The sequence below is a fragment of the Nocardia sp. NRRL S-836 genome (genome assembly GCF_001279525.1).
In the GTDB taxonomy this organism is placed as follows: domain Bacteria; phylum Actinomycetota; class Actinomycetes; order Mycobacteriales; family Pseudonocardiaceae; genus Lentzea.
Genome location: NZ_LGDY01000091.1, coordinates 157,103 through 179,757 on the forward strand (window position 1 = coordinate 157,103; position 22,655 = coordinate 179,757).

Sequence of the window (22,655 nt, forward strand, 5' to 3'; positions counted from 1 at the left end):
GGTCAAGCTGATCTCAGGGAGAGACGCTCGCCACGCGTGCGACACCACTCGGATGGTTGACCGTCCGTAGGTGATACGGTGCAGGTCAGCCTAGTTGTTCATAGGTGTCCGACGTCCTTTAAGGACCCGTCCAGTGAGGCGGGGAAGGAGGTCCAGCCGTGGCGTCACGTCAACGTGGCGCGACGGATCCGGCCGGGGATCGAGAGATCCTGTCGGCCGGTGATGTCGCGCGCACTGTCGCCCGAATGGCCCATCAGATCATCGAGAAGACCGCTCTCGATGCACCCAGCGCACCCGATGTCGTCTTGATGGGTATTCCCTCCAGGGGAGCCCCTCTCGCCCGCCGACTGGCGGCCAAGATCGCCGAGTTCTGTGGTAAGGCGGTCGGCGAGGGCACCCTCGACATCACCCTCTACCGCGACGACCTCCGCCGCGGACCGACCAGGCCGCTGGAGACCACGAAGCTGCCCGAGGGCGGCATCGACGACAAGCTCGTCGTGCTCGTGGACGACGTCCTGTTCTCCGGCCGCACCATCCGCGCCGCCCTCGACGCCCTGCGCGACCACGGCCGGCCCCGCGCGGTGCAGCTCGCCGTGCTGGTCGACCGCGGCCACCGCGAGCTGCCGATCCGCGCGGACTACGTCGGCAAGAACCTGCCGACGGCCAAGACCGAGGACGTCGTCGTGCTCCTGGAGGAGTTCGACGGCCGCGACGGGGTGGTGCTGAAGTGAAGCACCTGCTCTCCACCGACGGGCTCGGCCGCGACCAGGCGACGGCGATCCTCGACACCGCCGACCGCCTCAAGCAGGCGTTGCTCGGCCGCGAGGTGCGCAAGCTGCCGACGCTGCGCGGCCGCACCGTGATCACCATGTTCTACGAGAACAGCACCCGCACCCGCGTCTCGTTCGAGATCGCCGGCAAGTGGATGTCCGCCGACGTGATCAACGTCAGCAGCTCCGGTTCCAGCGTCGGCAAGGGCGAGTCGCTGCGCGACACCGCTCTGACGCTGCAGGCCGCGGGCGCCGACTGCGTGATCGTGCGGCACCCGGCGTCCGGTGCGGCGCACCGGCTCGCGGGCTGGCTCAAGCACACCGGCACGTCCGTGGTGAACGCGGGCGACGGCATGCACGAGCACCCGACCCAGGCGCTGCTCGACGCCGCCACGTTGCGCGACCGCCTCGGCAGCCTCGACGGCCGCCGGGTCGCGATCGTCGGCGACGTGCTGCACAGCCGGGTGGCGCGGTCGAACGTGCACCTGCTCACCGCGCTCGGCGCCGAGGTCACGCTGGTCGCCCCGCCCACGCTGCTGCCGGTGGGCGTGGAGAACTGGCCGGTCGCCCTCTCGCACGAGATCGACGCCGAGCTGCCCTCGCAGGACGCCGTGATGCTGCTGCGCGTGCAGGCCGAGCGGATGACCGGCGGGTTCTTCCCGAGCTCGCGCGAGTACTCGATCGCCTACGGCCTCAACGAGCGCCGCTTGAAGCTGCTGCCCGAGCACGCCGTCGTGCTGCACCCCGGCCCGATGCTGCGCGGCATGGAGATCGCCTCCGTCGTCGCCGACAGCCCGCAGGCCGCCATCACCGAGCAGGTCCGCAACGGTGTCCACGTGCGCATGGCCGTGCTCTACCACTTGCTCGCCCATGAGGAGGAAACCGCGTGAAACCCTTGCTGCTCAAGGGAGTTCGTCCCTATGGCGAGGGGGAACCGCGTGACATCCTGATCCGTGACGGTGTGATCGCTCGCCTAGACGATTCAAGCCGGCACGGAGATGAGGACGCGGAGGTCATCGAGGGCAACGGCGCGGTTCTGCTGCCGGGCTTCGTGGACCTGCACACCCACCTGCGCGAACCCGGCCGCGAGGACACCGAGACCATCGAGACGGGCTCCAGGGCCGCCGCACTCGGTGGCTACACGGCCGTCTTCGCCATGGCCAACACCGACCCGGTCGCCGACAACGCCGTGATCGTCGAGCACGTCGCCCGCCGCGGGCAGGAGGTCGGCCTGGTCGACGTCCACCCGGTCGGCGCCGTCACCGTCGGGCTCAAGGGCGAGAAGCTCGCCGAGCTCGGCACGATGGCGAAGTCCAAGGCGAACGTCCGGGTCTTCTCCGACGACGGCCACTGCGTGCACGACCCGCTGATCATGCGGCGGGCGCTGGAGTACTCCAAGTCCCTGGGTGCCGTCATCGCCCAGCACGCCGAGGAACCGCGGCTGACCGTCGGCGCCCAGGCGCACGAGGGCGAGAACGCCTCCCGGCTGGGCCTGCAGGGCTGGCCCGCCGCGGCCGAGGAGTCGATCGTGGCCCGCGACTGCATCCTCGCGCGGCAGGTCGGCGCGAAGCTGCACGTCTGCCACGTCAGCACCACCGGCACGGCGGACGTGCTGAGGTGGGCCAAGGCGCGTGGCACGAAGGTCTCCGCCGAGGTCACCCCGCACCACCTGATCCTGACCGACGACCGGCTGAGCACCTACGACCCGGTCAACAAGGTCAACCCCCCGCTGCGCACGCGGACCGACGTCGACGCGCTGCGCCAGGCGCTGGCCGACGGCACCATCGACTGCGTGGCGACGGACCACGCGCCGCACGCCGTCCAGGACAAGGACTGCGAGTGGTCGGCGGCCCGTCCCGGCATGCTCGGCCTGCAGACCGCGCTCGGGATCGTCGTGGAGACGATGGTGAAGACCGGCCTGCTCGACTGGCGCGGTGTCGCGCGGGTGATGAGCGAGAAGCCCGCCGAGATCGCCGGCCTGACCGACCAGGGCCGCCCGATCGAGGTCGGCGAGCCCGCGAACCTCGTGCTGGTCGACCCGGACGCCACGTGGACCGTGAACGGCGCGGAGCTCGCGAGCATCGCGGGCAACACCCCGTTCGAGGGCATGGAGCTGCCCGGCGCGGTGACCGCCACCATCTTGCGTGGCCGGGTCACCGCACTGGCGGGAAGGATTGCCGGATGAGCCGCGTTCTGCTGTCACTGGCCGTTCTCGTCTTCTTCGCTCTGTGCGTCTACGGCATGTGGCACGGCTGGAAGCGCCGCCAGCGCGCACAGGCCGGCCTGCCCGCGTTCCCCGCGACGCCGGAGCACCTCGGCACACCGGCGCTCTCGACCACGGGCGTCTACATCGGAACGACGAACGCGGGCAACTGGCAGGACCGCGTCCAGGTGGGCGACATCGGCCACCGCGCGGAGGCGACGCTGAGCCTGGTGCCCGAGGGCGTCGCCATCGACCGCGTCGGTGCGACACCGATCTTCATCCCCGCCGGGGCCGTCCGGGCCGCCCGCACCGACCGCGGGCTCGCCGGGAAGGTCATGTTCAGCGAGGAAGGCCTGCTGGTGGTCCAGTGGGAGAACCAGGGCCACCTCTTCGACACGGGGTTCCGTGGCGACGACAAGGACGTTTACGACGAATGGGTCGCCGCGCTGAGCGCGCACCCATCGAACACGGAGGGCAAGGCGTGACGAACGCGGCATTGGTGCTGGAAGACGGACGTGTCTTCCGCGGCGAGGCGTACGGAGCGACCGGCGTCTCGCTCGGCGAGGTCGTGTTCTCCACGGCCATGACCGGTTACCAGGAAACCCTGACCGACCCCTCCTACCACCGCCAGATCGTGGTGCAGACCGCGCCGCAGATCGGCAACACCGGCTGGAACGACGAGGACGACGAGTCCAGGAAGATCTGGGTCGCCGGCTACGTGGTCCGCGACCCCGCGCGCACCCCGTCGAACTGGCGCTCCCGGCGCGGTCTCGACGAGGAGCTGGCCAGCCAGGGCGTCGTCGGCATCGCGGGCCTCGACACCCGCACCCTGACCCGCCACATCCGCGAGCAGGGCGCCATGCGCGCCGGTGTGTTCTCCGGCCCCGAGCTGACCGACGACGCGTCGATGGTCGAGCGGGTCAAGGCCTCCGCGCAGATGCTCGGCGCGAACCTCGCCGTCGACGTCACCACGGACCAGCCGTACGTGGTCGAGGCGATCGGCGAGAAGAAGTTCACCGTCGCCGCGCTCGACCTGGGCATCAAGTCCAACACCCCGCGGATGATGGCGGCACGCGGCATCGAGGTGCACGTGCTGCCGCTGACCAGCTCGTTCGAGGACATCCTCAAGGTCAGCCCGGACGGGTTGTTCCTCTCCAACGGCCCCGGCGACCCGGCCACGCAGGACCACGCCATCGCGCTCACCAGGGAAGCTCTGGGCCGCAAGCTGCCGCTGTTCGGCATCTGCTTCGGCAACCAGATCCTGGGCCGCGCGGTCGGCCGCGGCACGTACAAGATGCGCTACGGCCACCGCGGCATCAACATCCCGGTGATCGACGTCGCCACCGGCAAGGTCGCCATCACCTCCCAGAACCACGGGTTCGCGCTGGAGGGCACGCCGGGGGAGGAGTTCTCCTCCGAGTTCGGCCGCGCCGTGCTGTCGCACTACTGCCCCAACGACGGCACCGTCGAGGGCGTCCGGCTGCTCGACGCACCGGCGTTCTCCGTGCAGTACCACCCAGAGGCCGCGGCCGGACCGCACGACGCCGCGCCCCTGTTCGACGAGTTCGTGACGCTGATGAATGAGGCCCGCTGATGCCGAAGAGGACCGATCTCAAGCACATTCTCGTCATCGGCTCCGGCCCGATCGTCATCGGTCAGGCCTGTGAGTTCGACTACTCGGGCACGCAGGCGTGCCGGGTGCTGCGGGAGGAGGGCATCAGGGTCAGCCTGGTGAACTCGAACCCGGCGACGATCATGACCGACCCCGAGTTCGCCGACGCCACCTACATCGAGCCGATCACGGCCGAGTTCGTGGAGAAGGTCATCGCGCAGGAACGCCCGGACGCGATCCTGGCGACGCTGGGCGGCCAGACCGCGCTGAACACGGCCATCGCGCTGCACGAGCGCGGCGTGCTGGAGAAGTACAACGTCGAGCTGATCGGCGCGAACGTCGACGCCATCCAGCGCGGCGAGGACCGGCAGATCTTCAAGGACCTGGTGCGCAGGATCGGCGCCGACGTCCCGCGCTCGGCCGTGTGCAACACGATGGACGAGGTCCGCAAGACCGTCGCGGAGCTGGGCCTGCCCGTGGTCATCCGGCCGTCGTTCACGATGGGCGGCCTGGGCTCCGGCATGGCCTACACCTCCGAGGATCTGGAGCGCCTCGCGGCCATCGGCCTGGAGGAGTCCCCGGTCACCGAGGTGCTCATCGAGGAGAGCGTGCTCGGGTGGAAGGAGTACGAGCTCGAGCTGATGCGCGACCGCAACGACAACGTCGTGGTCATCTGCTCGATCGAGAACATCGACCCGATGGGCGTGCACACCGGCGACTCGGTGACGGTGGCGCCCGCGATGACGCTGACCGACCGCGAGTACCAGCACATGCGCGACGTCGGCATCCAGGTCATCCGCGAGGTCGGCGTCGACACCGGCGGCTGCAACATCCAGTTCGCCATCCACCCCGAGAACGGCCGCATGGTCGTGATCGAGATGAACCCGCGGGTGTCGCGGTCCTCGGCGCTGGCCTCGAAGGCGACCGGCTTCCCGATCGCCAAGATCGCCGCGAAGCTCGCCATCGGCTACACGCTCGACGAGATCACCAACGACATCACCGGTGAGACGCCGGCGTCGTTCGAGCCGACCCTGGACTACGTCGTCGTGAAGGCGCCGCGGTTCGCGTTCGAGAAGTTCCCCGGTGCCGACCCGACGCTGACGACCACGATGAAGTCGGTCGGCGAGGCCATGTCGATCGGCCGGAACTTCGTGGAGGCGCTGGGCAAGGCGCTGCGGTCGCTGGAGACCAAGTCGGTCGGGTTCTGGACCCAGCCCGACCCCGAGGACGCGACGCTGGAGTCCACGCTCAAGCAGCTGGAGCGTGGCCACGACGGGCGGCTCTACACCGTCGAACGCGCGCTGCGGCTCGGTGCGTCCATCGAGGACGTGCACCGGGCGTCGGGCATCGACCCGTGGTTCATCGAGCAGATCGCGTGGCTCGGCACCCTGCGCCAGGAGCTGCTCGACGCTCCCGTGCTCGACGAACCGTTGCTGCGCAAGGCCAAGCGCGCCGGGCTGTCGGACCGGCAGATCTCGACGCTGCGGCCCGAGCTCGCCGGTGAGGACGGTGTGCGCACGCTGCGGCACCGCCTGGGCGTGCGGCCGGTCTACAAGACCGTCGACACGTGCGCGGCCGAGTTCAAGTCGGAGACGCCGTACCACTACTCCGCCTACGAGCTCGACCCGGACGCCGAGTCCGAGGTCGCCGAGCAGCGCGAGAAGCCCAAGGTGCTGATCCTGGGCTCCGGGCCGAACCGCATCGGGCAGGGCATCGAGTTCGACTACTCGTGCGTGCACGCGGCGATGGCGCTGCGCGCGGCCGGGTACGAGACCGTGATGGTCAACTGCAACCCGGAGACGGTGTCGACCGACTACGACACCTCCGACCGCCTGTACTTCGAGCCGCTGACGTTCGAGGACGTGCTGGAGGTCGTGCACTCCGAGCAGCGCTCCGGCGAGGTCGCCGGCGTGATCGTGCAGCTGGGCGGCCAGACGCCGCTGGGTCTCGCGAAGCGCCTGGCCGACGCCGGTGTGCCGGTCGTGGGCACCACGCCGGAGGCGATCCACCTCGCCGAGGACCGCGGCCAGTTCGGCAAGGTGCTCACCGAGGCGGGGCTGCCCGCGCCGAAGTTCGGCACCGCCACGTCGTTCGGCGAGGCCAAGGAGATCGCGGACGAGATCGGCTACCCGGTCCTCGTGCGCCCCTCCTACGTGCTCGGCGGCCGCGGCATGGAGATCGTCTACGACGAGGAGTCGCTGTCGGGCTACATCGCCCGCGCGACCGAGGTGACGCCCGAGCACCCGGTGCTGGTCGACCGGTTCCTCGACGACGCCATCGAGATCGACGTCGACGCGCTGTGCGACGGCGACGAGGTGTTCATCGGCGGCGTGATGGAGCACATCGAGGAAGCCGGTGTGCACTCCGGCGACTCGTCGTGCGCGCTGCCGCCGATCACGCTGGGCGCCTCCGACATCGAGAACGTCCGCCGCTCCACCGAGGCCATCGCGCGCGGCATCGGCGTGCGCGGCCTGCTGAACGTCCAGTACGCGCTCAAGGACGACGTGCTGTACGTCTTGGAGGCAAACCCGCGTGCGTCGCGCACGGTGCCGTTCGTGTCCAAGGCGACGGCCGTGTCGATGGCCAAGGCGGCGTCGCGGGTCATGCTCGGCGCCACGATCGCGGAGCTGCGCGAGGAGGGCATCCTGCCGGCCACCGGTGACGGCGCCCGGCTGCCCGAGCACGCGCCGGTCGCGGTCAAGGAAGCGGTCATGCAGTTCCACCGCTTCCGCACGCCCGAGGGCCACGGCGTGGACTCGTTGCTGGGCCCGGAGATGAAGTCCACCGGCGAAGTCATGGGCATCGACTCCTCGTTCGGCAAGGCGTTCGCGAAGTCGCAGACGGCCTCCTACGGCTCGCTTCCCACCGCGGGCAAGGTGTTCGTGTCGTTCGCGAACCGCGACAAGCGCGCGATGATCTTCCCGGTCAAGCGGCTGGCGGACCTGGGCTTCCAGATCCTCGCCACCGCCGGCACCGCGGAGGTCCTCAAGCGCAACGGGATCGCGTGCACCGAGGTGCGCAAGCACTTCGAGGGCGAGGGCAACGTCGTCGACATGATCCTGGCCGGCGAGATCGACATGATCTTCAACACCCCGTACGGCAACAGCGGCCCGCGCGTGGACGGCTACGAGATCCGCACCGCCGCCGTGGCGAAGGACATCCCCTGCGTCACCACGATCCAGGGCGCTGCCGCGGCCGTGCACGGCATCGAGGCGCTCATCCAGGGTGACATCGGGGTCCAGCCGCTGCAGGCGCTCCAGGCGTCGCTGCGGGGTGGGGCATGACCTTCGGCGAACGGCTCACGAAAGCCGTTGCGGCACACGGGCCGCTGTGCGTCGGGATCGACCCGCACCCGGCGTTGCTGGACTCCTGGGGCCTCTCGCGGTCGGTGGAGGGCCTCGAACGGTTCGCGCTGACGTCGGTCGAGGCGTTCGGCGGCCGGGTCGCGGTGGTCAAGCCGCAGGCGGCGTTCTTCGAGGCCCACGGGTCGCGCGGGGTGGCCGTGCTGGAACGGGTGATCGCGGACCTGCGGGACTCCGGGACGCTCGTGCTGGTCGACGCCAAGCGCGGCGACATCGGCTCCACGATGGCCGCCTACGCCCAGGCGTACCTCGGCGACGGCTCGCCGCTGGCGGGGGACGCCGTGACGGTGTCGCCGTTCCTGGGCTTCGGGTCGCTGCAGCCCGCGCTGGACACGGCGCGGGCGACCGGCCGCGGGGTGTTCGTGCTCGCGCTGACGTCGAACCCGGAGGGTGAGCAGGTCCAGCGGGCCACTGCTCCGGACGGGCGAACCGTCGCACAGACGATCATCGATTTCGCCGCGGCTCGGAATTCCGGCATTTCTCCGTGCGGCGATGTGGGTCTCGTCGTGGGGGCCACGATCGGTGAAACGGACGTGGACCTCTCCGGGTTCAACGGCCCGGTTCTGGCCCCCGGTTTCGGTGCCCAGGGCGGCTCGGTCGCTGATCTAAAACGGCTCTTCGGGGCCGACATGCGCGGAGTTCTGCCGACTTCTTCACGAGATGTTCTCAAACACGGACCGGACGTGTCTGCGCTGGTCAGCGCCGTGCGGAGGGTCCAGCAGAGCCTCTGAGGAGGGGCGCGCCACAGCTTTTGGGGTGTGGCGCGCTCACCTGGGCAAACATGTGTTGGTAGGGTCCAGCCCACCGGCTGCCCCGCTGGTCACCGGCCTCATAGCACACCCTCGGTGTGCGACGAGTTGCCGGTGGCGGTGATCAGGCCGCCGGAGGGTGTTGGTACTACTACCACCCGCCGCATCACAGATGACCGCTGAAGATTTACCTGACTGGGTCACGTTGTCCCCAGGCAATTGCGGTCGGTACGGTCGCGGCACCGATCCGAAAAGAATCCACACCACGGAGGAAATCGTGGCTCTTCCCCAGCTTACCGAGGAGCAGCGGGCCGCAGCGCTGGAGAAGGCTGCTGCCGCTCGTCGCGCTCGGGCTGAGCTCAAGGAGCGCCTCAAGCGCGGCGGCACGACCCTGACGGACGTGCTCAAGGCCGCCGAGAGCGACGAGGTCCTGGGCAAGATGAAGGTGTCCGCCCTGCTGGAGGCCCTGCCGGGCGTCGGCAAGGTGCGTGCGCAGCAGATCATGGAGCGTCTCGAGATCGCTCCGAGCCGTCGTCTGCGTGGCCTGGGCGACCGCCAGCGCAAGGCGCTCCTCACCGAGTTCAGCGGCGAGTGAGTGGGCTCGAGCCGGGGACGGGCGTTGTCCGTCCCCGGCTCACCGTCTTGTCCGGGCCGTCGGGCGTCGGCAAGTCCAGCGTTCTGGCGGAGCTGCGCAGGCAGCAGCCCGACATCTACTTCAGCGTCTCGGTGACCACCAGGAAACCGAGGCCGGGCGAGACCGACGGGGTGCACTACCACTTCGTCGACCGCGAGAAGTTCCAGCAGATGATCGACGCGGGTGAGTTCCTCGAACACGCGGAGTTCGCCGGCAACTGCTACGGAACGCCTCGCAGGCCGGTCGAGGAGGCACTCGCCTCCGGACGACCGGCACTGCTGGAGATCGAGCTGCAGGGCGCCCGGCAGGTCCGGGTGGCCATGCCGCAGGCCCAGCTCGTGATGCTCGCCCCGCCCTCGTGGGAGCACCTGGTGGACCGGCTCACCGGCCGGGGCACCGAGCACCCGGAGGTCGTCGAGCGCAGGCTCGCCATCGCCCGCGAGGAACTGGCGGCCGAAAAAGAGTTCGACGAGGTCGTCGTGAACGCCGACGTGCAATCGGCTGCGGCCGACTTGCTATCCTTGATGGTCGGACCACGAATCTCAGGAGTTTGACGAGTGATCACCCACACCGAGCTCGGTCAGCTGACCGGTTCCCCGGAGGGCATCACCAACCCGCCGATCGACGACCTGCTTGAGCAGGTGAGCTCGAAGTACGCGTTGGTGATCTACGCAGCGAAGCGTGCCCGCCAGATCAACGACTACTACGCGCAGCTCGGCGAGGGCCTGCTCGAGTACGTCGGCCCGCTCGTCGAGCCGGGCCCGCGTGAGAAGCCCCTCTCCATCGCTCTGCGCGAGATCCACGCGGGTCTCCTGGAGCACACCGAGGGCGAAGCGTAGGACGCACCTCGGAGCGGAACGAGTTCGCGGAAAGCGCGAACCGCACTGCTTTCGTGTGTCCTGCGGGGGCCGAGGCCCCACGCCCCAGCCGGGGGCCGCACCCCCGGACCCCCAGCGAGGTCCTCCTCGTGGAGTCGCGGTGTCGAGCGAGGTTCGTTCTCGTGAGAGGCGACCCCTTGGCCCGTCGTTCTTCGCAGGAGAGTTCTTGACTTCCGCTGTTTTTGACGCCGATGCCCCCGTCAAGCCCCGGATCGTTCTCGGGGTCGGCGGGGGCATCGCCGCGTACAAGGCGTGCGAGGTGCTGCGCCGGCTGACCGAGTCGGGGCACTCGGTGCGGGTGGTGCCCACCGAGGGGGCCCTGAAGTTCGTCGGCGCCGCCACGTTCGAGGCGCTGTCCGGGCAGGTCGTGTCCGCGGACCCGTTCGACGACGTGCACGAGGTGCCGCACGTCAAGCTCGGGCAGAACGCCGACCTGGTGGTCGTGGCGCCCGCGACGGCGAACCTGATCGCGAAGGCCGCCCACGGGCTGGCCGACGACCTGCTGACGAACACGCTGCTGACCGCGCGCTGCCCGGTCCTGCTGGTGCCCGCGATGCACACCGAGATGTGGGAGCACCCGGCCACGCGGCACAACGTGGCGTTGCTGCGCTCGCGCGGCGTGGTCGTCGCCGAGCCCGCGAGCGGCCGCCTGACCGGCAAGGACACCGGCAAGGGCCGCCTGCCCGACCCGGCCGAGATCGTCGAGCTCGCCCGGTTGCTGCTGGCCCGCCCCGACGCGCTGCCCCGGTCGCTGGAGGGCGTGCACGTCGCGATCTCCGCCGGTGGCACCCGCGAACCGCTCGACCCGGTGCGCTTCCTGGGCAACCGCTCGTCGGGCAAGCAGGGCTACGCGCTCGCACGGGTTGCCGCACAGCGCGGCGCGAGGGTGACGTTGGTCGCGGGCAACACCGCCGACCTGACCACGCCCGCCGGTGTCGACCTGGTCCGGATCGGCTCGGCGGTCGAGCTGCGCGACGCGATGCACGAGGTCGCCGCCGACGCCGACGTGGTCGTGATGGCCGCCGCGGTGGCCGACTTCCGGCCGTTGTCGCTGACCGGCCACAAGATCAAGAAGACCGACGCGGAGCCCGACCCGATCGCGCTCGCGAAGAACCCCGACATCCTCAGGGAGCTGGTCGCCGCACGTCGCGACGGCCAGCTGGTCGTCGGGTTCGCCGCGGAGACCGGTGACGAGACGACCTCCGTGCTCGACTACGGAAGGGCGAAGCTGCGCCGCAAGGGCTGCGACCTCCTGGTGCTCAACGCCGTGGGCGACGGCAAGGCGTTCGAGCAGGACGACAACGCCGGGTGGCTGTTGTCCGCCGACGGCGACGAGACCGTTATCCCACACGGGTCCAAGGCGCAACTGGCCTCCACCATGTGGGACGCGGTTGCTGATCGCCTGCCCCGTTCTCAGTAGACTTCGACAGCACGTACGACCAGCCTCAGAAGGAGTGTCCGTGAGCCAGCACAGCAGCAGGCTGTTCACCAGCGAGTCGGTGACCGAGGGACACCCGGACAAGATCTGTGACGCGATCAGCGACTCGATCCTGGACGCCCTGCTGTCCAAGGACCCGCGTTCGCGCGTGGCCGTGGAGACGCTCATCACCACCGGCCAGGTCCACGTGGCCGGTGAGGTCACGACCGAGGCGTACGCGGACATCCCCACGATCGTCCGCGAGAAGATCCTCGACATCGGCTACGACTCGTCCGCCAAGGGCTTCGACGGCCACTCGTGCGGCGTCAACGTCGCCATCGGCTCGCAGTCCCCTGACATCGCGCAGGGCGTCGACACCGCGTTCGAGGAGCGCGTCGAGGGTGCTGCCGACGAGATCGACAAGCAGGGCGCGGGCGACCAGGGCCTGATGTTCGGCTACGCGTGCACCGACACGCCCGAGCTCATGCCGCTGCCGATCGCGCTGGCCCACCGCCTGTCCCGCCGCCTGACCGCGGTCCGCAAGGACGGCACCGTCCCGTACCTGCGCCCGGACGGCAAGACCCAGGTCACCATCGAGTACGCCGGCGACCAGCCCGTGCGCCTGGACACCGTCGTCGTGTCCACCCAGCACGCCGACGGCATCGACCTGGAGAAGCTCCTCGGCGTCGACATCCGCAACCACGTGGTGCAGCCGGAGATCGACGCGCTGGGCCTGGACACCACGGACGTCCGCCTGCTGACCAACCCGACCGGCCGCTTCGTCATCGGCGGCCCGATGGGTGACGCGGGCCTGACCGGCCGCAAGATCATCGTCGACACCTACGGCGGCATGGCCCGCCACGGCGGCGGCGCCTTCTCCGGCAAGGACCCGTCGAAGGTCGACCGCTCCGCCGCCTACGCCATGCGCTGGGTCGCGAAGAACACCGTCGCCGCGGGCCTGGCCACCCGCGTCGAGGTCCAGGTCGCCTACGCCATCGGCAAGGCCGCCCCGGTCGGCCTGTTCGTCGAGACCTTCGGCACCGAGACCGTCGACCCGCAGAAGATCCAGCAGGCCATCACCGAGGTGTTCGACCTGCGCCCGGCCGCGATCATCCGCGACCTCGACCTGCTGCGCCCGATCTACGCCCCGACCGCCGCGTACGGCCACTTCGGCCGCACCGACATCGAGCTCCCCTGGGAGTCGACCGACCGCGCGGACGCCCTGCGCGCCGCGGCCGGCGCCTGATCCGGTCCCCTTCGGGCACGGCCCGCTTCCCCTTGGGGAGGCGGGCCGTTTCCCTTTCGGGACACGGAACGTTCCCCTTCGCGCGCACTTTCCGCCTGTGGTGCCAGGGGCCGCTAGCGTTCGCCCGGTGAGCGACGACGTCCCCGCGTGGGTGTGCGACGGCGTCGAAAGCACCCACGGCGGGGGGAGTGGTGTGAAAAAGGCCCTGCTCGTGCCGGACCGTTGTTCATGCGCGGGTCGGTTCCGCGTCATGTCGAAGGGTTAGAAATCGGCTCATGTCGCTCTCTCGTCGTGGGTTCATGGCCGCCGCCGTCGCTGCTGCCTCCGGCACGCTGCTGCCGCCGTCGGTGTACGCCGCGCTCGCTCGCGAACCCCGCGGGGGAGGGTTGCGGGCGATCAAGCACGTGGTGCTGCTGATGCAGGAGAACCGCTCGTTCGACCACTACTTCGGATCGCTGCGGGGCGTGCGCGGGTTCTCCGACCGCAACGCGCTGCGGGGCGTGTTCAACCAGAGCGGGGTGTTGCCGTTCCCGGTCCGCGAAGCCGCCTCGGGACGTGACATCCAGTACATCGGGGACCTCGACCACAGCTGGAACGGCGGCCACTCGGCCCTGCGCGGCGGCTGGAACGACAACTGGGTGCCCGCGAAGACCGCCGCCACCATGGCGCACTACACGCGGCAGGACATCCCGTTCCACTACGAGCTCGCCGACACCTTCACCCTGTGCGACGCCTACCACTGCTCGGTGCCGTCGTCGACCTCGCCGAACCGCAACTACTGGGTGTCCGGCTACACCGGCTTCGAGCCCGACGGCACGCGTGCGACCGGCAACGCCGCCTACAGCGAGGACACGCACGCCGGGTACACCTGGAAGACCTACCCGGAACGCCTGGAGGCGGCCGGGAAGTCGTGGCAGGTCTACCAGGAGTGGGACAACTTCCAGGACAACAACCTGGAGTTCTACGCGCGGTTCAAGGAGATCGCGCGCAAGGTGCTGCCCGCCGGGTTCCGGTCGCTGGACAAGCTCTACGGCACCGGCGACCCCGCGCTGATCGGCGCGATCGACACGTCGAAGCTCACGCCCGCGGAGAAGTCGTTGTACGACAGGGGACTGCGGCGGGTGCGGCCCGGCGGCCTGGGCGAGGCGTTCCGCACGGACGTGAACTCCGGCCGCCTGCCCGCGGTGTCCTACCTCGTTCCGTCCTCTGTGGACTCCGAACACCCCGGCGCGTCGTCGCCCGCCGCGTCGGCCTCGATCACCTACCAGGTGCTGGACGCACTGGCGTCCAACCAGGAGGTGTGGGAGTCGACGGTGCTGTTCATCACCTACGACGAGAACGACGGTTTCTTCGACCACGTGCCGCCGCCGCGCCCGCCGCTGTCGGTCACCGACGAGTACGTCGGCGACAAGCCGCTCGGGCTGGGTGCCCGTGTGCCGATGACCGTCGTCTCGCCGTGGTCGGTCGGCGGGTACGTGTGCTCGCAGGTGTTCGACCACACCTCGATGACGCAGTTCCTGGAGCGCTGGACCGGCGTGCGGTCGGAGGAGATCTCCGCGTGGCGCCGGACCGTGACCGGTGACCTGACCTCGGCGTTCGACTTCGAGCGGCGCAGGACGTGGCCCGAGGTCGGCGAGCCCGGACCGGTGCCGCCCGCGACCCCGCGCTGGCGCCCGGCGCCGCCGGCCGAGCAGAAGATGCCGGAGCAGGAGCCGGGACGACGCCGCGCGCGCCCGCTGCCGTACCAGCCGGACGCGTCGCTGCGTGGCGCCCGGCTGGAGATGTCGAACGCGGGCGCGGAGCCGGTGCACCTCGCGCTGTACCCGTACTCGCGCCAGTTCGCGTTGCCGCAGCACTTCGACGTCACCCGCTCGGAGGCCGTCGACCTGCCGGGCGACCACGACCTGGTGTTGCTGGGACCGAACGGGTTCCGCCGCGAGTTCGCCGGGTCCGCATCCGACAGTGCGCGCGTGTCGTCGTCGGTGCGCGGGTACAGCCGTGTGCTGACGCTCACGTTCGAGAACACCGGGCGCTCACGGCTGACGTTCGTGCTGGGCCACCGCAAGGTCGTGGTCCGCCCCGGCCACCGGCACGTGATCCCGTGGCTGACGGTGCTGAACTCCGGCTGGTACGACCTGACCGTGACGGTGGAGGAGGAGCCGCGGTTCCGCCGCCGGCTGTGCGGCCACATCGAGAACGGCCAGGAGTCGATCTCCGGCTGACCACCTGGATGGGGCGGGTTCCGGCGGTTAGGTCCGCCACGACGCGGGACTGTCGGACCCGTCTGATACACCAGGGGACATGAGCACGAAGACCGGAGCACGCCGCGGGGAGCGCGTCCCCGCCGACACGCTGCCGGTTGCGCGCATCGTCGTGGACGTGCCCCTGGCCCACCTCGACCGCCCCTTCGACTACGCCGTCCCGTCCGATCTGGACACCGCGGCCGTACCCGGCTGCCGCGTCCGCGTGCGGTTCGCGGGCCAGCTCGTCGACGGCTACCTGCTGGAGCGCGTCGCCACCACCGACTACGACAAGAAGCTCACCTTCATCGAGAAGGTCGTCTCACCGGAACCGGTGCTGGTGCCGGAGATCGCCGCCCTGGCCCGCGCCGTCGCCGACCGGTACGCGGGCGGGATGATCGACGTGCTGCGCCTGGCCATCCCACCCCGCCACGCCCGCGCGGAGGCCGCGTCGTCAGGCGAACCGGCACCTCTGCCGCAGGACCCGGCGTGGGTGACGGCGGGCTCGGCGGACCAGGCCGTGGGCCCGGCGGCGGACCGGGCGGTGGGTTCGGCGGCGGACCAGGGGGAGCACTCCGGGTCGGTGCCGCATGGCGAATCCTCGGCCGGAGGGCCGGCGGCTGCGAGCCTGGCAGTCGTGCGGACGGTCGCGGGCCCGGCGATCGCGTCGGCGGGGCCTGCTGCGGCGTCGTCGGGTGAGACGACCGGCGCCGGGACGGCAGGGCCGGAGGAGGCGGCGTCGGGTGAGACGCCTGCCGCCGACCCGAGCCCGGCACCTGCCGGAGCGCCCGGCGAAACGGACGCCGCCTCTTCGCCTGCCGCGACCGCGACGGCACCAGGAACCCCCGCGCAGCCGCACGCCGCTCCTCCACTCGCCACAGCCGCGGTGACACCGGGAGTTCCCACCATCCCGACCACCTCGGCGTCCTCGCCACCCGCGAGCCCCACTGCTGACCCCGCTGCGCCCGCGAGCCCAGCGGCCGACGGCATCGGGTCGGCGAGTCCCACTGCCGACGCCACCGCGTCCGCGAGCCCAGCGGCCGACGGCACTGGGGCCTCAGGCCCCGCAGCCGATGGCACCGCGCCCGCGAGCCCGGCAGCCGATGGCACCGCGCCCGCGAGCCCGGCAGCCGATGGCACCGCGCCCGCGAGCCCGGCAGCCGATGGCACCGCGCCTGGGGCCCCCTCGCCTGCGACCCCCTCGTCCGCGAGTCCTGCGACCGGCGCCACCGCGTCGGCGAGCCCCGCGGCGAGCGGCACCTCACCCGTGAGTCCTGCGACCGGCGCCACCGCGTCGGCGAGCCCCGCGGCGAGCGCCGCCACACCCGTGAGCCCCGCGACCGGCGCCACCGCGTCCGCAAGCCCCGCAGCGAGCGGTACCTCACCCGCGAGCCCTGCGGCCGCCGCCAGCGCGCCCGTGCGGTCCACGTTGCCGCCGGTGCCGGCCGACGCCTGGTCGCGATACCCGCGCGGGCCCAAGTACCTGGAGGCGTTGCGCACCGGGCGGCCGGCGCACGCGGTGTGGCAGGCGTTGCCGTCGGAGGACTGGCCGGCGCGGCTGGCCGAGGCGGCGGCGTCGGTGGCGTCGACCGGGCGTGGCGTGGTGATCGTGGTGCCGGACCACCGGGACGTGGCGCGGGTCTTCGAGGCGTGCAGCGCGCTGATCGAGGGCGTGGTCACGTTGTCGGCGGACCTGGGGCCGTCGGAGCGGTACAAGCGGTGGCTGGCGGTGCGGCGCGGGGTGGCGCGGGTGGTGGTCGGCACGCGGGCCACGGCGTTCGCGCCGGTCGTCGATCCCGGGTTGCTGGTCGTGTGGGACGACGGGGACGACCTGCACGTCGAGCCGCGGTCGCCGTACCCGAACGTGCGGGACGTGCTGGTGCAGCGCGCGCACATGAACGGTGCGGCGTTGCTGATCGGCGGGTTCGCCCGCACGGCCGAGGCGCAGCTGCTGGTGGAGACGGGGTGGGCACACGAGATCGTGGCGTCGCGCGAGACGCTCCGGGCCATCGCGCCGCGGGTGGTGTCGGTGGGCGACAACGAGTGGCAGGACGTGAAGGACCCGGCGGCCCGCACGGCGCGGTTGCCGTCGATCGCGTTCGAGGCGGCGCGGTTCGCGCTGGCCGACTCGCCGGTGCTGATCCAGGTGCCGCGCCGGGGGTACGTGCCGGCGTTGGCGTGCGGGCAGTGCCGGGGACCGGCGCGGTGCCGCAAGTGCGCGGGGCCGTTGGCGTTGCCGGGCGGCACGCAGGACGGGCAGCCCAGGCCCGCGTACTGCCGGTGGTGCGCGGCGACCGAGGCCGGGTTCCGCTGTCCCACGTGCGGGTCGCGCCGGTTGCGGGGGCAGGTCATCGGGGCCAGGCGCACCGCGGAGGAGCTGGGGCGGGCGTTCCCAGGATATCCGGTGCGCACGAGCGGTGCGGACGAGGTGCTGACCAAGGTGCCGGGCAAGCCGTCGCTGGTGGTGGCCACGCCGGGTGCCGAGCCGGTGGCCGAGGGCGGCTACGGCGCGGTGCTGCTGCTCGACGGGTGGGCGTTGCTCGGGCGGGCCGACCTGAGGGCGTCCGAGGAGGCGTTGCGGCGCTGGATGACCGCGGCGGGACTGGTGCGGCCGGGCAACGGGCGGGTCGTGGTGGTCGCGGACTCGACGCTGACGCCCGTGCAGGCGCTGGTGCGGTGGGACCCGGTGTGGCACGCGTCCACCGAGCTGGCCGCGCGCACCGAGCTGGGGTTCCCGCCCGCCGTGCGGATGGCGACCGTCGACGGCACGCCGGACGCGGTGAACGCCCTGCTGGACGAGCTGCGGTTGCCGCCCACCGGCGAGGTCCTCGGGCCGGTGCCGCTGGGCGACGACGAGACGAAGGAACGCGCGCTCGTGCGGGTGGCACGCGCTGAGGGCCGGGCGCTGGCCGCCGTGCTGGCCGAGGCGCAGGCGGTGCGGACGGCCCGCAAGGAGCAGGAGCTGGTGCGGATCAAGCTGGACCCGCTGGAGGTGCTCTGACCGCGCCGTGCGGTCCACAGTGGACCGCACGGCTCCCGGTCAGTTCTCGTAGTAGGAGCGCAGACCGGCGAGGTGCTCGCGGATGTCCTCGTCGGTCAGCTTCTCGTACTCCAGGTACTCGCTCATGTACGCCATCAGGTCGTTGCGCTCGGGGTGCTCGGCCGCGATCACGTGCGCGGTCGTGCCCGCGATGCCCGCCGGGAACAGCAGGAAGCCGTCCAGGCCCGCCATGGTGTCGAAGGAGGCGTTCTTGGCCTCCCACAGCGTCCACACGTCCTCTTCGCGGCCGCACTCGGCGAGCAGCAGCGCGGCCAGGCCCATGGCCTCGCTCAGGCCCCAGCCCTCGCGGTGCGCGGCGGTCTCCTGGGCGAGCAGGTGGCGCAGCAGGTCGGCGTCCTGCGGGCGGCGGTCGCGCAGCAGCAGCTGCAGCGCCTCCTCGCGATCTGCCTCGTCCAGGTCGGCGGTCGCGAAGTCCGTTCGCAAGCGGTCAAGGTCGATCGACACCACCGCACCTTAGGCCTTGCCCAAAAGGTGTTGCCATCCGGCCGGAACGGAGTAGAAGAGTGCGCATGTTGCGAACGGTTGCCGCACTATCGCTCTCCGTCGTACTGGTCGCGCCCGCACCGGCACTCGCCGCGGGCCCGGCGGACCCCGCCCCGCGGGTGCCAGAACAGGTGGGGTGGGGTGGCGCGGTGTCCAGCGTCGACCCGGACGCCTCGCAGATCGGCGTCGACGTGCTGCGCCGCGGCGGCAACGCCGTGGACGCCGCCGTCGCGACCGCCGCCGCGCTCGGCGTGACCGACCCGTTCTCCGCGGGCATCGGCGGCGGTGGCTTCTTCGTCCACTACGACGCGCGCACCGGCCGGGTGTCCACCCTGGACGGCCGGGAGACCGCCCCGCGCGCGGCCACCGACCAGCTCTTCGTCGAGAACGGGGCACCGCTGCCGTTCGCGGAGGCGATGACCAGCGGCCTGTCCGTGGGTGTGCCGGGCACGCCCAGGACGTGGCAGCAGGCGCTGCGCAGGTGGGGCACGATGAACCTGCGCGAGACCATGGCGCCCGCGGAGGCGCTGGCGCGGCGGGGCTTCGTCGTCGACCGCACCTTCAACCAGCAGATCACCTCCAACGCCGCGCGCTTCGCCGACTTCACCTCCACCCGCGACCTCTACCTGCCCGGTGGCCAGCCGCCGGCGATCGGGTCGACGTTCCGCAACCCGCAGCTCGCCGACACCTACCGCGAGCTGGCCCGCACCGACCTCGCCTCCCTCTACGGCGGCGCGGTCGGCCGTGACCTGGTCAAGGCCGTGCGCCAGCCACCGGTCGTGCCCGGCTCGACGCGCAACGTCCGCGCGGGCGCCATGGAGCTCTCCGACCTGGCTCGCTACCGGGTCGAACACCGCGACCCTACCCACTCCCGCTACCGCGGCCTCGACGTCTACGGCATGGCCGCGCCCTCGTCGGGCGGCACGACCGTCGGCGAGGCGCTGAACATCCTGGAGTCGACCGACCTCACGAAGGCCTCCGAGGTCGAGTACCTGCACCGCTTCATCGAGTCGACCAAGCTCTCCTTCGCCGACCGGCTGCGCTGGGTCGGCGACCCGGCCTTCTCCCGCGTGCCGGCCGAGGGCCTGCTCTCGCAGCGGTTCGCCGACTCGCGCGCGTGCCTGATCAAGCCCGACGCCGTGCTGCCCGCACCGCAGCCCGCCGCCGACCCCCGCAACCCCGCCCCGTGCGAGGCCACGGCGGGCCTGGCGAACCTGCGTGACGACGCCGAGCGCACCACGCACCTCACGGTCGCCGACCGCTGGGGCAACGTCGTCGCCTACACCCTGACGATCGAGGCGGAGGGCGGCAGCGGCATCGTCGTGCCCGGCCGCGGTTTCCTGCTCAACAACGAGCTCACCGACTTCGAGTTCGTCGCCCCGACCGCCGGTGTCCCGCACCCGAACCTGCCCGGCCCCGGCAAGCGCCCGCGGTCCTCGATGGCGCCGACGATCGTGCTCGACCACGGCCGCGTCGTCCTCGCCGTCGGCTCTCCCGGCGGCTCGACGATCATCACGACCGTCACGCAGATCCTGACCGGGCGGCTGGACCGCAAGATGTCCCTGCTCGACGCCGTCGCGGCCCCGCGCGCCTCGCAGCGCAACGCGGCCGTGACGCCCGCCGAGGCCGCGTTCATCGCGGCCGCCTCGGCCCAGGGGCTGCAGGCCATCGGTCACCGGTTCAGCCAGAACGCCGAGATCGGCGCGGCCACCGCGGTCGAACGGGCCTCCGACGGCCGCTGGCGGGCCGTCGCCGAACCGACCCGCCGCGGCGGTGGCGCCGCACGGGTGGTGAAGGTGGGCTGACCTCCGGACGACCGCTCGACCGGTCGACGGCAGCACCTCGCAGTCACGCCGAGGTGCTGCCGTCGATGCGTTCGCGCAGCAGGTCCGCGTGGCCGTTGTGCTGCGCGTACTCCTCGACGAGGTGCAGGAGGAGCCAGCGCAGGGACATCTCACCCCGCCGCTCGTGGACGAAGACGTGGTCGAGGTCCTTGCCGGCGACCGCCCGGCGGGCCTGCTCCATCTCCGCGCCGAGCGCCGCGTACTCGGCCTCGGCGCGGGCGGGGTCGAGGTCGTCGAACGGGTTGCCCGGCTCCGGCGGGCCGGCGTACCGGCGCCGGACGTCCTGGCCGTCGGCGCGGACGCGGCACCAGACGCGTTCGACGTCGGCCAGGTGCCGGATCAGCCCCAGCAGGGTGAGGGTCGACGGCGGTGCCGACGCCGTGGCCAGCTCGGTGCCGGTGAGCTCCGCGCACTTCGCGAGGAACGTGGCCCGGTGGCGGTCGAGCAGGGCGTCCAGCATCGGGCGTTCGGCACCGGTGAGCGGTTCGGCCGGGATGTCGACGGCGGGTGCGGTCCAGGTCATGCGCCCATGATCACTTGAGCGGCCCCGAGTGGAGAACCGAGTTGTCCGTTCCCCGCACCACCGCGCTGAGCTCGGCCATGACCACGTGCCCCGAAACGGGGTCGGTGCGGGCCAGCGAGCCGGGCACGGACGCCGAGACGAAGCCGTCGACGACGGTCACGGTCACGGTGGGCGGGCGCGGTCACCTCGATCGTGCGGCCGGCCCGGTGGACACGGCCGGCGACCTGCTGGCGCTCGGCCGTGCCGGAGAGGTTGAGCAGGCCCATGACGTGCGGCTGGCGCAGGAGGGCGCGGGAGGTGCGGGACCGCACGCTCACATCGGCGACCGGCACCTCCACGCAGCCGTGCCTCGTGGTCGAGACCCGACACGACGTCGTCGGCATGGTCGCGCTGCACGTCGTGCCGGGGCACGCGGTGCGGCAGCCGGGCGAACCGCGACTGCCCGCGGAACTCTGACCGCGCCAGGTTGGCCGCGGCCGTGAACAGCCACGGCAGGGCTGTCGCGCACCAGGGCTGGCGCGTACCAGGGTCACCTCGTCGCGGCGGCGCCAGGCCGTCAGGAACGTGGCGGAGGTCAGGTCTTCCGCCGTCAACCAGGACGGGTCAGCCGGTACGCGTGGTTCCACACCGCCTCGGCGTAGCGGTCGTACAGCTCACCGAAGGCGTGTTCGTCACCCCGCTCCCACAGCTCGGCGTCCGGCGGTGGCTCGTCGGGCACCCTGACCGCCCCTCCCGGCGCTGTCGCATCAGCCTCATGACCTGGAGGTGTCCACCTCCCGGCCGAGCGTTGCAGGCGATCTTCCTACCTCGGGCTGAGCCGGGGTCGGCACCGCCGGCTGATGCCCGCTGACCTGCTCGAACCGGATAGTTGACGCCATGACGACAACCACCGTGACGCACCGCCCGACCGCCATCGCGACCGGCGCCGACCTCGGGGCGCTCCTGCGCCCCGTGCTGACGGCGCTGCGGTTCACCGGCCACTTCCTCGTCGCGCTGCTGGGCGTGATCTTCCTCGGCAGCGCCGCCGAGCACTGACCGCGTTGCTCGTAGACTGGCCGCCAGTCCACAACGAGGAGCACCGCGTGACCGTCCAACCCATCCGTCTGTTCGGCGACCCAGTGCTGCGCACCCCCGCCGTCGAGGTCACCGACTTCGACAAGGAACTGCACACCCTGGTCAAGGACCTGTGGGACTCCATGCAGGAGGCGGGCGGAGCAGGCCTCGCCGCGCCGCAGCTCGGAGTGGGACTGCGCGTGTTCACCTACCACTGCGACGGCTTCGCGGGCCACCTCGTCAACCCGACCTGGGAGGTCGTGGGCGAGGAGACGCAGGACGGCCCGGAGGGCTGCCTGTCCATCCCCGGCATGTCGTGGGACTGCAAGCGCCACCTGCACGTCGTGGCCAAGGGCTGGAACATGCACGGTGAGCCCGTCGAGGTCGAGGGGACCGAGACGCTGGCACGCTGCATCCAGCACGAGACCGACCACCTCGACGGTGTGCTGTTCCTGGACCGCCTCGACACCGAGACGCGCAAGAAGGCGATGCGCGAGATCCGGCAGGCCGAGTGGTTCGACGGTGCGGTGCCCACCTTGAAGCAGAGCCCGCACCCGCTCTTCGGCAGGGCCAACTGACC

22 protein-coding genes are annotated in these 22,655 nt (G+C 71.5%); 18 read left to right on the plus strand and 4 right to left on the minus strand.

Annotation, left to right across the window (positions count from 1 at the left end):
- Positions 1-158: 158 nt before the first annotated feature.
- The 14 genes from pyrR (at position 159) to ADL03_RS49535 (ending at position 18,112) form a co-directional block, all read left to right on the plus strand.
- Positions 159-731 carry a bifunctional pyr operon transcriptional regulator/uracil phosphoribosyltransferase PyrR gene (gene pyrR, locus ADL03_RS11650; protein ID WP_053733384.1) on the plus strand — a complete coding sequence of 191 codons (573 nt, stop codon included), beginning with the start codon at positions 159-161 and terminating at the stop codon, positions 729-731.
- Positions 728-1,660 (plus strand): aspartate carbamoyltransferase catalytic subunit, encoded by a 933-nt coding sequence (locus tag ADL03_RS11655; protein ID WP_053733385.1) that lies wholly within the window; start codon positions 728-730, stop codon positions 1,658-1,660. The genes pyrR and ADL03_RS11655 overlap by 4 nt, the downstream gene beginning before the upstream one ends.
- Positions 1,657-2,955 (plus strand): dihydroorotase, encoded by a 1,299-nt coding sequence (locus ADL03_RS11660; protein ID WP_053733386.1) that lies wholly within the window; start codon positions 1,657-1,659, stop codon positions 2,953-2,955. Before ADL03_RS11655 ends, ADL03_RS11660 begins: the two co-directional genes overlap by 4 nt.
- A complete protein-coding gene (locus tag ADL03_RS11665; RefSeq protein WP_053733952.1) occupies positions 2,952-3,458 on the plus strand; it encodes a hypothetical protein in 507 nt (168 codons plus the stop codon). The genes ADL03_RS11660 and ADL03_RS11665 overlap by 4 nt, the downstream gene beginning before the upstream one ends.
- Entirely contained in the window at positions 3,407-4,567 is a 1,161-nt protein-coding gene (carA, locus tag ADL03_RS11670) for a glutamine-hydrolyzing carbamoyl-phosphate synthase small subunit (RefSeq protein WP_053733387.1), read from the plus strand. Before ADL03_RS11665 ends, carA begins: the two co-directional genes overlap by 52 nt.
- The gene (carB, locus tag ADL03_RS11675) at positions 4,567-7,869 is read left to right on the plus strand and encodes a carbamoyl-phosphate synthase large subunit (protein ID WP_053733388.1); all 3,303 of its coding nucleotides are present in this window, start codon (positions 4,567-4,569) and stop codon (positions 7,867-7,869) included. Before carA ends, carB begins: the two co-directional genes overlap by 1 nt.
- Positions 7,866-8,678, plus strand: a complete 813-nt coding sequence (pyrF, locus tag ADL03_RS11680; RefSeq protein ID WP_053733389.1) for an orotidine-5'-phosphate decarboxylase — start codon at positions 7,866-7,868, stop codon at positions 8,676-8,678. The genes carB and pyrF overlap by 4 nt, the downstream gene beginning before the upstream one ends.
- A 295-nt stretch (positions 8,679-8,973) precedes the next feature.
- Complete coding sequence (gene mihF, locus ADL03_RS11685; RefSeq protein ID WP_053733390.1) at positions 8,974-9,291, plus strand: integration host factor, actinobacterial type; 318 nt, start codon at positions 8,974-8,976, stop codon at positions 9,289-9,291.
- Positions 9,288-9,884, plus strand: a complete 597-nt coding sequence (gmk, locus tag ADL03_RS11690; protein ID WP_053733391.1) for a guanylate kinase — start codon at positions 9,288-9,290, stop codon at positions 9,882-9,884. Before mihF ends, gmk begins: the two co-directional genes overlap by 4 nt.
- Positions 9,885-9,887: 3 nt before the next feature.
- Positions 9,888-10,169, plus strand: coding sequence for a DNA-directed RNA polymerase subunit omega (gene rpoZ / locus ADL03_RS11695; protein WP_053733392.1), 282 nt, complete (start codon positions 9,888-9,890; stop codon positions 10,167-10,169).
- Between the two features lie 205 nt (positions 10,170-10,374).
- Positions 10,375-11,628 carry a bifunctional phosphopantothenoylcysteine decarboxylase/phosphopantothenate--cysteine ligase CoaBC gene (coaBC, locus tag ADL03_RS11700; protein ID WP_082373061.1) on the plus strand — a complete coding sequence of 418 codons (1,254 nt, stop codon included), beginning with the start codon at positions 10,375-10,377 and terminating at the stop codon, positions 11,626-11,628.
- 40 nt (positions 11,629-11,668) lie between these two features.
- Complete coding sequence (gene metK / locus ADL03_RS11705; protein WP_053733393.1) at positions 11,669-12,871, plus strand: methionine adenosyltransferase; 1,203 nt, start codon at positions 11,669-11,671, stop codon at positions 12,869-12,871.
- Between the two features lie 275 nt (positions 12,872-13,146).
- On the plus strand, positions 13,147-15,093 hold the full coding sequence (locus ADL03_RS11710; protein ID WP_053733394.1) for a phosphocholine-specific phospholipase C: 1,947 nt from the start codon (positions 13,147-13,149) through the stop codon (positions 15,091-15,093).
- A 79-nt stretch (positions 15,094-15,172) separates the two neighbouring features.
- On the plus strand, positions 15,173-18,112 hold the full coding sequence (locus ADL03_RS49535) for a hypothetical protein (RefSeq protein ID WP_231641779.1): 2,940 nt from the start codon (positions 15,173-15,175) through the stop codon (positions 18,110-18,112).
- A gap of 39 nt (positions 18,113-18,151) precedes the next feature.
- Here ADL03_RS49535 and ADL03_RS11720 read toward each other — a convergent pair whose 3' ends face one another.
- A complete protein-coding gene (locus tag ADL03_RS11720; protein ID WP_157528491.1) occupies positions 18,152-18,616 on the minus strand; it encodes a hypothetical protein in 465 nt (154 codons plus the stop codon).
- 65 nt (positions 18,617-18,681) lie between these two features.
- Between ADL03_RS11720 and ggt the strand changes: the two genes are divergently transcribed.
- Entirely contained in the window at positions 18,682-20,460 is a 1,779-nt protein-coding gene (gene ggt, locus ADL03_RS11725) for a gamma-glutamyltransferase (protein ID WP_053733396.1), read from the plus strand.
- Between the two features lie 43 nt (positions 20,461-20,503).
- Here ggt and ADL03_RS11730 read toward each other — a convergent pair whose 3' ends face one another.
- Complete coding sequence (locus tag ADL03_RS11730; RefSeq protein WP_053733397.1) at positions 20,504-21,022, minus strand: DinB family protein; 519 nt, start codon at positions 21,020-21,022, stop codon at positions 20,504-20,506.
- A 10-nt stretch (positions 21,023-21,032) separates the two neighbouring features.
- Entirely contained in the window at positions 21,033-21,182 is a 150-nt protein-coding gene (locus tag ADL03_RS46835) for a hypothetical protein (RefSeq protein WP_157528493.1), read from the minus strand.
- 104 nt (positions 21,183-21,286) lie between these two features.
- On the opposite strand from ADL03_RS46835, the gene ADL03_RS11735 reads away from it, so the two are divergent.
- Positions 21,287-21,478, plus strand: coding sequence for a hypothetical protein (locus tag ADL03_RS11735; protein ID WP_053733398.1), 192 nt, complete (start codon positions 21,287-21,289; stop codon positions 21,476-21,478).
- 133 nt (positions 21,479-21,611) lie between these two features.
- Here ADL03_RS11735 and ADL03_RS50175 read toward each other — a convergent pair whose 3' ends face one another.
- On the minus strand, positions 21,612-21,740 hold the full coding sequence (locus ADL03_RS50175; RefSeq protein ID WP_255353352.1) for a hypothetical protein: 129 nt from the start codon (positions 21,738-21,740) through the stop codon (positions 21,612-21,614).
- A gap of 158 nt (positions 21,741-21,898) precedes the next feature.
- Between ADL03_RS50175 and ADL03_RS46840 the strand changes: the two genes are divergently transcribed.
- Positions 21,899-22,057: a hypothetical protein gene (locus ADL03_RS46840; protein ID WP_157528495.1), complete on the plus strand. Its 159-nt coding sequence runs from the start codon at positions 21,899-21,901 to the stop codon at positions 22,055-22,057.
- Between the two features lie 47 nt (positions 22,058-22,104).
- A complete protein-coding gene (def, locus tag ADL03_RS11740) occupies positions 22,105-22,653 on the plus strand; it encodes a peptide deformylase (protein ID WP_053733399.1) in 549 nt (182 codons plus the stop codon).
- Positions 22,654-22,655 lie beyond the last annotated feature (2 nt).